The 10,876-nt window shown below is 73.6% G+C and carries 11 protein-coding genes; all 11 read left to right on the top strand.

All coding sequences use genetic code 11. The features are described from left to right. Positions 1-48 precede the first annotated feature (48 nt). On the top strand, positions 49-627 hold the full coding sequence (gene rimP / locus VGP36_20270; protein HEV7657046.1) for a ribosome maturation factor RimP: 579 nt from the start codon (positions 49-51) through the stop codon (positions 625-627). Beyond that, positions 624-1,727, top strand: a complete 1,104-nt coding sequence (gene nusA, locus VGP36_20265; GenBank protein HEV7657045.1) for a transcription termination factor NusA — start codon at positions 624-626, stop codon at positions 1,725-1,727. The genes rimP and nusA overlap by 4 nt, the downstream gene beginning before the upstream one ends. Positions 1,728-1,832: 105 nt before the next feature. Beyond that, positions 1,833-2,231 (top strand): YlxR family protein, encoded by a 399-nt coding sequence (locus tag VGP36_20260; GenBank protein ID HEV7657044.1) that lies wholly within the window; start codon positions 1,833-1,835, stop codon positions 2,229-2,231. Between the two features lie 60 nt (positions 2,232-2,291). Then, complete coding sequence (gene infB, locus VGP36_20255; protein HEV7657043.1) at positions 2,292-5,363, top strand: translation initiation factor IF-2; 3,072 nt, start codon at positions 2,292-2,294, stop codon at positions 5,361-5,363. Positions 5,364-5,371: 8 nt separating this feature from the next. Further along, positions 5,372-5,677, top strand: coding sequence for a DUF503 domain-containing protein (locus VGP36_20250; protein HEV7657042.1), 306 nt, complete (start codon positions 5,372-5,374; stop codon positions 5,675-5,677). A 19-nt stretch (positions 5,678-5,696) separates the two neighbouring features. After that, positions 5,697-6,185 carry a 30S ribosome-binding factor RbfA gene (gene rbfA / locus VGP36_20245; protein HEV7657041.1) on the top strand — a complete coding sequence of 163 codons (489 nt, stop codon included), beginning with the start codon at positions 5,697-5,699 and terminating at the stop codon, positions 6,183-6,185. Continuing rightward, positions 6,182-7,198, top strand: a complete 1,017-nt coding sequence (locus VGP36_20240) for a DHH family phosphoesterase (protein HEV7657040.1) — start codon at positions 6,182-6,184, stop codon at positions 7,196-7,198. Before rbfA ends, VGP36_20240 begins: the two co-directional genes overlap by 4 nt. After that, entirely contained in the window at positions 7,195-8,085 is an 891-nt protein-coding gene (gene truB, locus VGP36_20235; GenBank protein HEV7657039.1) for a tRNA pseudouridine(55) synthase TruB, read from the top strand. Before VGP36_20240 ends, truB begins: the two co-directional genes overlap by 4 nt. A 52-nt stretch (positions 8,086-8,137) precedes the next feature. Continuing rightward, complete coding sequence (locus VGP36_20230; protein ID HEV7657038.1) at positions 8,138-9,061, top strand: bifunctional riboflavin kinase/FAD synthetase; 924 nt, start codon at positions 8,138-8,140, stop codon at positions 9,059-9,061. 119 nt (positions 9,062-9,180) lie between these two features. Next, positions 9,181-9,450, top strand: coding sequence for a 30S ribosomal protein S15 (gene rpsO, locus VGP36_20225; GenBank protein ID HEV7657037.1), 270 nt, complete (start codon positions 9,181-9,183; stop codon positions 9,448-9,450). A gap of 226 nt (positions 9,451-9,676) precedes the next feature. Beyond that, positions 9,677-10,876 (top strand): polyribonucleotide nucleotidyltransferase (locus tag VGP36_20220; protein HEV7657036.1); only part of this gene is annotated, 1,200 nt, incomplete at its 3' end.

The following is a 10,876-nucleotide window of genomic DNA, read 5'->3' as shown; positions in this document are numbered from 1 at the left end:
GCCGCTACCCTCGTGAGGTTGTCCACGAACCGTGAGGAGGCTCCACCGATGACGTCCGGAGCGGGCCTGCGGGAGCGGGTGGCGACGGTGATCCGCCCGGCGGTCACCGCGGTCGGTTGCGACCTGGAGCAGGTCACGGTCAGCCCGGCCGGCAAGCGCAAGGTGGTGCGGGTGGTGGTCGACGCCGACGCGGGCGTCACGCTGGACGCGGTCGCCGCGGTCAGCCGGGCCGTCACCGAGGTGCTCGACGCCAGGGACACCGAGCTGTTCGGCGACTCGGCGTACGTTCTGGAGGTGACCTCGCCCGGGGTCGACCGCCCGCTGACCGAGCCGCGGCACTGGCGGCGCGCGATCGGCCGGCTGGTCGAGGTGCCGGTCGACGGGACGCCGGTCAAGGCCCGGGTGGCCGGCGCGGACGACGACGGCGTCGAGCTCGAGGACGAGAGCGGCACCCGGACCCGGTACGGGTGGGATCAGCTGGACCACGGGACGGTGCAGGTCGAGTTCGGCCGGCCGACCGCGGAGAACCAGGTCGACGAGACCGAGACCGAGAACGAGGACGACGAGAACGAGGACGACGAAGTCGGGGACGACGAGGAGATTTCCGCGGACGAGGAGGAGTCGTGAACGTCGACATATCGGCGTTGCGCCTGATCGAGCGGGAGAAGGAGATCTCCTTCGACACCGTCGTACTGGCCATCGAGACCGCTCTGCTCACCGCGTACAAGCACACCGAGGGGCCGCAGCCGGACGCCCGGGTCGAGGTCGACCGCAAGTCCGGCGCCGTGACCGTCTGGGCCCAGGAACTGGGCGAGGACGGCACCGTCGCCCGCGAGTGGGACGACACGCCGCACGACTTCGGCCGGATCGCCGCGATGACCGCCAAGCAGGTCATCCTGCAGCGGCTGCGCGACGCCGAGCACGAGATCACCTTCGGGGAGTGGACCGGGCGCGAGGGCGACGTCGTCGGCGGCGTGGTCCAGCACCACGAGGGCCGGGCCGAGCGCGGGATCGTGCTGGTCAGCCTGGGCAAGGTCGAGGCCGTGCTGCCGCCGGCCGAGCAGGTCCCGGGCGAGGTCTACGAGCACGGCCTGCGCCTGAAGGCGTACGTGGTGGGCGTGACCAAGGGCTCGCGCGGCCCGTCGATCACGCTGAGCCGGACCCACCCGAACCTGGTGCGCAAGCTGTTCGCGCTGGAGGTGCCGGAGGTCGCGGACGGGACCGTGGAGATCCCGGCGGTGGCCCGGGAGGCCGGCCACCGGTCCAAGATCGCGGTCCGCTCGACCGTCTCCGGGGTCAACCCGAAGGGCGCCTGCATCGGTCCGATGGGGGCCCGGGTCCGCAACGTGGTCGCCGAGCTGCACGGCGAGAAGATCGACATCGTGGACTGGTCGGACGACCCGGCCGCGTTCATCGCCCAGGCGCTCTCGCCGGCCGAGGTGATCTCGGTCGAGGTCGTCGACGAGGCCGCCCGGTCGGCCCGGGTGATCGTGCCGGACTACCAGCTGTCGCTGGCGATCGGCCGCGAGGGACAGAACGCGCGGCTGGCGGCCCGGCTGACCGGCTGGCGGATCGACATCCGCAGCGACGCCGCGCCCGCGACGCCGACGGCCGAGCGGCCGGCGGCCAGCGGTCCGGCCCGCGCACCCGGGACGTCCAACCCGATCCGGACCGGCGGCGCCCGGCAACGCCCGCCGGCCACCCCCGGCTCGCGCGTCCCCCGGTGACCCGCACGCCCCTCCCGGTAGCCGTGCCCCGGCCCGCGGTTGGCCCCCTGCCGGCCGCGGCAACGGGTGCCGGCCGGGTGCGGGTGTACGGGCGTCGGCGCGACCCTGGCGCAAAGAGGTAGACTGCTGGTGGTCCATCGCACGTCGTCGGTGCCCGTGCGCACCTGCGTCGGTTGCCGTCGCCGTGCTGTGGCCTCCGAGCTGTTGCGTGTCGTGGTGGTGGAGGGTCCGGCCGGTCTCCGGCTCGAACCAGATCCACGCCGTCGGTCGCCCGGTCGAGGTGCCTCACTGCACCTGGACCTCGGGTGCCTCGATCTCGCGGAGCGGCGCCGGGCGTTCGGTCGCGCACTTCGCGTACCGGGCTCGTTCGACGCCGCGTCTGTCCGTGAGTACGTTTCGCAGCACGTCCCGGACGTAGCCCCGGAGGCGGGCACCGTGTCCGTCCCCCGACCAAGTCAGGCAGGTCGAAAAGGCAATGAGCACTCGATGAAGCGCCAGCGATGAGCGTGTTCCACCACTAGCTGAGCCGAGCGGACCGCCGCCCGGCTCCGGACGAGGAGACCAGTGGCAGGCAAGGCCCGCGTACATGAGCTCGCGAAGGAGCTCGGGGTAGAGAGCAAGGTCGTCCTGGCCAAGCTCAAGGAGATGGGCGAGTTCGTCAAGAGCGCGTCCTCCACGATCGAACCGCCGGTCGCGCGCCGGCTCAAGGAAGCGTTCCCCGGCAACGGGTCCGCTCCGACCCCCGGCCCCCGGCCCGGCCGCCGTCCCGGCGTGCCCGGCCCCGGCCCCCGTCCGGCCCCCGCGGCCGACTCCGGCACATCCGATCCGGCGCCGGCGGCCCCGGCGGCCCAGCCTGGTCCGGCGATGCCCGGCCCGGCGATGCCTGGTCCGGCCATGCCTGGTCCGGCGATGCCCGGCCCGGCCATGCCCGGCCCCCGGCCCGGCCCGGCCCAGCCGCGCCCGGCGGCGGCCTCCAGCGCGCCCGCCCCGGCTCCGGCCCGCCCGGCTCCGGCCGGCGGCAGCCCGGCTCCGGGCCCGCGCCCGGCCGCCCGTCCCGGTCCCGCGCCCGCCGCGGGCCCGGCCGGCGGCAGCACCCCGAGCACGCCCGGCCTGCCTCCGCGGCCGGCCCCGCGCCCGGGCAACAACCCCTTCGGTGTCAACCAGGGCCAGACCCCGGGCCTCCCGCCGCGCCCGCCGGCCGCGCGCCCCGCGCCCGGTGGCCCCCGTCCGGGTCCCGGCGGTCCGCGTCCGGTGTCCGGCACCGGTGGCGCGCGTCCCGGCCCGGCCGGCGCCCGTCCGGGCGGTCCGGCCGGTCCCGGCGGTCCCCGTCCCGGCCCGCGGCCGAGTGCCGGTCCGGGCGGTCCGCGCCCGACGCCGGGCATGATGCCCAACCGGCAGCCTGGCGGCAGCGGCGGTCCGGGCGGTCCGGGCGGTCGCCCCGGCGGCGGTCCGGGCGGTCGTCCCGGCGGCGGTCCGGGCGGTCGTCCCGGCGGCGGTGCCGGTGGCGGTGGCGGTTTCCGCGGCGGTCCCGGTGGTGGCGGCGGTGCCGGTCGCCCCGGCGGTCCGGGCGGTGGCGGTGGCGGCGGCGGTGGCTACCGCGGCGGTCCCGGTGGTGCTGGCGGCGGCGCGCCCGGTGGCGGCTTCCGTGGCGGCCCGGGTGGTCGTCCCGGCGGCGGTGGCCGTGGTCGCGGCGGCGGTACGGCCGGTGCGTTCGGCCGCGGTGGCGGCCGGGGTCCGGTCCGCGGCCGCAAGAGCAAGAAGCAGCGGCGTCAGGAGTTCGACAACATGTCGGCGCCCTCCCTGGGCGGCGTGCAGGTTCCCCGCGGCAACGGCGACACCGTCCGGCTGCCCCGCGGCGCCTCGCTCTCGGACTTCGCCGACCGGATCAACGCCAACCCGGCGTCCCTGGTCACGGTGATGTTCCACCTGGGCGAGATGGTCACGGCGACGCAGTCGGTCAGCGACGAGACGTTGCAGCTGCTCGGGGCCGAGCTGGGCTACACGATCCAGGTGGTCAGCCCGGAGGACGAGGACCGCGAGCTGCTCGACGACTTCGACCTCACCTTCGGGGAGAACGAGGGCGACGACGACGACCTGGCGGCGCGTCCGCCGGTGGTCACGGTCATGGGTCACGTCGACCACGGCAAGACCCGGCTGCTGGACGCCATCCGCAAGACCAGCGTGATGGAGTCCGAGGCCGGCGGCATCACCCAGGCGATCGGTGCGTACCAGGTCATCGCGCACACCTCCGAGGGAGTCGAGCGGCCGGTCACGTTCATCGACACCCCGGGCCACGAGGCGTTCACCGCCATGCGTGCCCGCGGTGCGAACGTGACCGACATCGTGATCCTGGTCGTCGCCGCCGACGACGGCGTCATGCCGCAGACGGTGGAGGCGCTCAACCACGCCCAGGCCGCCGCGGTTCCGATCGTGGTCGCGGTCAACAAGATCGACAAGGAGGGGGCCAACCCCGCCAAGATCCGCCAGCAGCTGACTGAATACGGCCTGGTGGCGGAGGAGTACGGCGGCGAGACCCTGTTCGTCGACGTGTCGGCCCGGCAGCGGATCGGCATCGACGAGCTGCTCGAGTCGGTCCTGCTCACCGCGGACGCCTCGCTCGACCTGCGGGCGAACCCGGACCAGGACGCGCAGGGTGTGACCATCGAGGCCCACCTGGACCGCGGCCGCGGTCCGGTGGCGACCGTGCTGGTCCAGCGGGGCACGCTGCACGTGGGCGACTCGATCGTCTCCGGCGACGGCTTCGGCCGGGTCCGGGCGATGCTCGACGAGAACGGCCGGCCGATGCAGGAGGCGGGCCCGGCCCGCCCGGTGCAGGTGCTCGGCTTCACCTCGGTGCCCGGCGCCGGCGACAGCTTCCTGGTCGTCGACGAGGACCGGGTGGCCCGGCAGATCGCCGAGCGGCGGCAGGCCCGTGAGCGCAACGCTCAGCTGGCCAAGTCCCGGCGGCGCATCTCGCTGGACGACCTGGACCGGGTGCTCAAGGAGGGCCAGGTCGAGCAGCTCAACCTGATCCTCAAGGGTGACGGTTCGGGTTCGGTCGAGGCGCTCGAGGACGCGCTGATGAAGATCGAGGTGGGCGAGGGCGAGGAGGTGGCCCTGCGGGTCATCCACCGCGGCGTCGGCGGCATCACCGAGGACGACGTCAACCTGGCGACGGCCTCGGACGCGATCATCATCGGCTTCAACGTCCGGCCGGTCGGCCGGGCGCGGGAGGCCGCGGACCGCGAGGGCGTGGAGGTGCGGTATTACACCGTCATCTACCAGGCCATCGAGGAGATCGAGGCCGCGCTCAAGGGCATGCTCAAGCCCGAGTTCGAGGAGGCCCAGCTCGGCACGGCGGAGGTCCGCGAGGTCTTCCGGGTGCCGCGGATCGGCAACGTCGCCGGCTGCCTGGTGCGGTCGGGCGAGATCCGGCGCAACTCCAAGGCCCGCCTGGTGCGGGACGGCGCGGTGGTGGCGGAAAACCTCACCGTGCAGTCGCTCAAGCGGTTCAAGGAGGACGCGACCGAGGTCCGCGAGGGCTTCGAGTGCGGCATCGGGCTCGGCTCGTTCAACGACATCAAGATCGATGACGTGATCGAGACGTTCGAGCTGCGCGAGAAGCCGCGGCGGTAACCCCGGAGTTGTTCACCGGGTCACTGGTGGCCGACCTTCTCCTCGGCGACGTCAGGTCGCTGAAGGAGAAGCGCTCGGTGGTACGGCCGGTCGTGGCGGAGCTGCGCCGGAAGTACGGGGTGGCCGCGGCCGAAGTGGGCGACGCCGACCTGCATCGCAGGACGCAGGTCGGCGTCGCCGCCGTGGCCGCGGACGCCGCGCACGTGACCGAGCTGCTCGACGCGTGCGAGCGGCTGATCGCGGACAGACCCGATGTGCAGCTGCTGGCCGTACGGCGGCAGCTGTTCCGGGACACGGACGACACGGACGACTAGTCAGGACGAGGAGCCCCCGGTGGCCGACCAGGCGCGGGCGCGGCGGCTCGCGGTACGCATCCGCGAGATCGTCGCCTCCACTCTGGAGAACCAGGTCAAGGACCCGCGGCTGGGCATGGTGACGATCACCGACGCCCGGCTGACCCCGGACCTGCGCGACGCGACGCTCTACTACACCGTGTACGGCGACGACGACGCCCGGCAGTCCACCGCGATGGCGCTGGAGAGCGCCCGCGGGGTCCTGCGGACCGAGGTCGGGCGGCAGACCGGGGTGAAGTTCACCCCGACGCTGGCGTTCGTCCCGGACGCGGTGCCGGAGCAGTCCGAGCGCATCAACGAGCTGCTCGCGGTCGCCCGCGACGCCGACGCCGGGCTGGAGAAGGTCCGGGAAGGGGCGACGTACGCCGGCGACCCGGACCCGTACCGGCACGACCCGGACGAGGTCGACGAGGACACCAGCAGTGGGGTGGACGTGGCCCCACCGGCCGGGCAGTCTTCCGACTCGTGACCGGGTTGCTGCCGCCGACCGAGGCGGAATGGGACAAGGCCGTCGCGGCACTGACCGCCGACCGGCCCGACGTCGTGCTGGCCTGCCATGTCAACCCGGACGCCGACGCGGTCGGCAGCATGCTCGCGCTGGCGCACGTGCTGCGCCGCCGCGGCGCCCGGGTGCTGCCGTCCTTCAGCGCCCCGTTCGAGCTGGCCGACTCGCTGGCCGGGCTACCCGGGGTGGACCTGCTGGTCGCGCCGGAGTCGGTGCCGGCGGCGCCGGCCCTGCTGGTCACGCTCGACACCGGCAGCGCCGACCGGCTCGGCTCGCTCGCCCCGCTGGTGGATACGGCGGCCGAGGTGCTGGTCGTCGACCACCACGCCTCCAACACCCGCTTCGGCACGCTGCACCTGGTCGACGCGGCCGCCGCGGCCACCGCGGTGCTGGTGGAGGAGCTGGTCCGGCGGCTGGACGTCGCCCTCGACGCCGACATCGCCGCCTGCCTGTACGCGGGACTGGTCACCGACACCGGCTCGTTCCGGTTCGCCTCGACCACCGCCGAGACGCACGAACTGGCGGCCCGGTTGCTGCGGACGGGCATCCGGCACGACCTCATCACCCGCCGGCTGCTGGACACCCACCCGGCCGGCTGGCTCGGCATGGTCGGCGCCGCGCTGGCCCGGGCCCGGCTGGAGCCGGCCGCCGCGGGCGGGCTCGGGCTGGTCTGGACCGAGACCCGGCTGGCCGAGCTGACCGCGGCCGGCCTCGGCCCGGACCAGGCCGAGAGCGTCATCGACCTGGTCCGCACCGCGGCCGAGGCCGAGGTCGCGATGGTCTGCAAGCAGGCCCTGGCCGGCGGCTGGACGGTCTCGATGCGGTCGAAGGGCGCCATCGACGTGAGCGCCGCGGCGGTCGCGCTCGGCGGCGGCGGGCACCGCTTCGCGGCCGGCTTCAGCTCCGACGCCGACCTGGACGCGACCGTGGCCGCGGCCCGCGCCGCCCTGGACGCGGCCCCCCAGCTGCCCGGATGAGCGAGCTGCCCCCGGGCGGGCTGGTCGTGGTGGACAAGCCGGCCGGCCTGACCTCGCACGACGTGGTGGCCCGGGTCCGCCGGATCGCGCGCACCCGGCGGGTCGGCCACGCCGGCACCCTCGACCCGATGGCCACCGGCGTACTGGTGCTCGGGGTCGAGCGGGCGACCAAGCTGCTCGGCCACCTCACGCTCACCGACAAGTCGTACGCGGCGACGATCCGGCTCGGGCAGGACACGGTCACCGACGACGCCGAGGGGGAACCGACCGGCGGCGCCTCCGCGGCCGGAGTGACCGAGAATGAGGTCGCGACGGGGTTGGCGGCGTTGACCGGCACGATCGATCAGGTCCCGTCCGCGGTGTCCGCGATCAAGATCGACGGCAAGCGGTCCTACGCCCGGGTCCGGGCCGGCGAGCAGGTCGAGCTGGCCGCCCGCACGGTCACCGTGTCCCGGCTGGCACTGGCCGGCTGGGCCCGCCCGGGCGCGGACCTGCTCGACCTGGACGTCGAGGTCGACTGCTCCTCGGGCACGTACGTGCGGGCGCTGGCCCGCGACCTCGGCCGGGCGCTGGGCACCGGCGGCCACCTGACCGCGCTGCGCCGGACCCGGGTCGGCCCGTTCACGCTGGCCGAGGCGGTCACCCTGGACGAACTGGCGCAGCGGCCGGACCCGATCGGGATCCCGCTCGACGCGGCCGTCGCCGCCGCCTTCCCGCGCCGCGCGCTGACCGCCGAGCAGGCCGCCCGGGTCGCGAGCGGCGGCCGGCTCGATCCGTACGGCGTGCCGGGGCCGTACGGGGCGATCGATCCGGACGGCCGCGCGGTCGCCCTGCTGGAGGACCGGGACGGGGCGGCCCGCTCACTGGTGGTCCTCCGTCCGGCCTGAGGTGGCCTCCCAGTAGGCTTCACGAGGTTTGCCCGAGGAGACGGAGGATCCGGTGCTGCGCTGGCGTGGCCTTGACAGCGTCCCCTCGGGATGGGGGCGGTCCGTGGTGACGATCGGCGTCTTCGACGGCCTGCACCGCGGCCACCAGGAGCTGATCCAGAAGGCGCTGTACCGCGCCCGGGACACCCTGCGCCCGCTCGTGCTGGTCACCTTCGACCCGCATCCGAGCGAGGTCGTCCGCCCCGGCACCCACTCGCCCGTGCTCACCCCGGTCCGCCGCAAGGCGGAGCTTGTCGACTGGCTGGGGGTCGACGCTTATTTCGTCTTGCCCTTCACGCCCGAGCTCAGCCGGATGCCTCCGGACGAGTTCGTGCACGTCGTGCTGGTAGAGACGCTGCACGCGGAGGCCGTCGTGGTCGGGGAGAACTTCCGCTTCGGTCACAAGGCCGCCGGCGATCTGAATCTCTTGCGTACTCTGGGCTCAAGGTTCGGGTTCTCGACCGAAGGGGTGGGGATGCTCCGCGACGACGACGTGACGCTGTCCTCCACGTTCGTCCGATCCAGCATCGACGCCGGTGAGGTCGGGCAGGCGGCGAAGGCGCTCGGGCGCCCGCACCGGATCGACGGCATCGTGGTGCGCGGCGAGGGCCGGGGCCGGCAGCTCGGCTACCCGACCGCGAACGTGCACACCGAGAAGCACGTGGCCATCCCCGCCGACGGGGTGTACGCGGGCTGGGCCGTGCTGAACAAGAAGCGGCTGCCGGCGGCGATCTCGGTCGGCACCAACCCGACGTTCGAGGGCAAGATGCGGACGGTCGAGGCCTACATCCTCGACTTCGACGAGGACATCTACGGCGTGGAGCTCGGGGTCGAGTTCGTCGAGCGGCTCCGCGGGATGGAGAAGTTCGACAGCATCGACGCGCTGATCGAGCAGATGGCCGTCGACGTCGACCGCACCCGCGACAAGCTGCGGTAACGGGCCCGGCCTCCCGGCCTGCTACCCTGTAAGTCACGCACCACGAGGGTGCGGTGTGACGTTTGCCTCCGTGACAACGACCGGCGGCACACACCTGAGACGTACGAGGGAGTTGCGGCGTGGCGCTTGCCAACGACGTGAAGAAGCAGATCATGACGGACTACGCGACCGTCGAGGGCGACACCGGCTCTCCCGAGGTCCAGGTGGCGATGCTGTCGCGCCGGATCGCGGACCTCACCGACCACCTGCGTACGCACAAGCACGACCACCACAGCCGCCGCGGGCTGCTGCTGCTGGTAGGCCAGCGTCGCCGGCTGCTGAAGTACCTCGCGGCGACCGACATCACGCGCTACCGCGGGCTGATCGAGCGACTCGGCCTCCGCCGGTAGTACGAGAGGGGAGTGGCCTCCGGGTCGCTCCCCTCACTCGTACGGCAACCCTGCCGTACGGGACCAGGCTCCGTACCGGACCGCCTGGCGCAGCAGGAAGCGCCGGTCCTCGGTAGTGGCCCCCGGGACTCATTCAACGCCCGGGCGCTCCCATCGAAGACCGGCTGGGAACTCCCACCGCGTCGTGCGTCCGGGACGGACGTAGCAAGAAAGAGGGCACAACAGAGTGTCAGAAAGCACCATCCACGAGTCCGTTGCGACGATCGACAACGGCAAGTACGGCACCCGCAGCATCCGCTTCGAGACCGGCCGGCTGGCCAAGCAGGCCGCCGGGTCCGCCGTGGCGTACCTCGACGACGAGACCATGCTGCTCTCGGCCACCACGGCCTCGAAGAACCCCAAGGAACACCTCGACTTCTTCCCGCTGACGGTGGACGTCGAGGAGCGGATGTACGCGGCCGGGCGCATCCCCGGCTCGTTCTTCCGCCGCGAGGGCCGGCCGTCCGAGGACGCGATCCTCACCTGCCGGCTGATCGACCGCCCGCTGCGCCCGACCTTCGTCAAGGGTCTGCGCAACGAGGTCCAGGTCGTCATCACGGTCATGTCGCTGCACCCCGACCACCTCTACGACGTGGTCGCGATCAACGCGGCGTCGATGTCCACCCAGCTGTCCGGCCTGCCGTTCTCGGGCCCGATCGGCGCGACCCGGGTGGCGCTCGTCGAGGGCCAGTGGGTCGGCTTCCCGACCGTCTCGCAGCTCGAGGACGCGACCTTCGACATGGTCGTGGCCGGCCGGGTCGTCGGCGACGACGTCGCCGTCATGATGGTCGAGGCCGAGGCCACCGAGAAGGTCATCGAGCTGGTCTCCGGCGGCGCGACCGCGCCGACGGAGGAGGTCGTGGCCCAGGGCCTGGAGGCGGCGAAGCCGTTCATCCGGGAGCTGTGCCGGGCGCAGGCCGAGCTGGCCGCGGTGGCCGCGAAGCCGACCGCCGAGTTCCCGGTCTTCCTGGACTACAGCGACGAGGTCTTCGCGGCCGTCGAGCAGGCGGTCTCCGCCGACCTCGCCACCGCGCTGACCATCGCGGCCAAGCAGGAGCGCGAGACCGAGCTGGACCGGCTCAAGGCCGTCGCCAAGGCGGCCGTCGCCGGCAACGAGGCGCTGGCCGACCGCGAGGGCGAGGCCTCCGGGGCGTACCGGTCGCTGACCAAGAAGCTGGTCCGGCAGCGCATCCTGCGCGACCGGGTCCGCATCGACGGCCGCGGCCCGACGGACATCCGGCAGCTCTCGGCCGAGGTGCAGGCGCTGCCGCGCACCCACGGCTCGGCGCTGTTCGAGCGGGGCGAGACGCAGATCCTCGGCGTCACCACGCTGAACATGCTCGGCATGGAGCAGAAGCTCGACACGCTCTCGCCGGTCAAGCACCGC

It is taken from the genome of Mycobacteriales bacterium (assembly GCA_035995165.1).
Classification (GTDB): domain Bacteria; phylum Actinomycetota; class Actinomycetes; order Mycobacteriales; family CADCTP01; genus CADCTP01.
The sequence above is the reverse complement of the archived record's forward strand: the minus strand, read 5'-3'. Positions and strand labels throughout refer to the sequence as shown.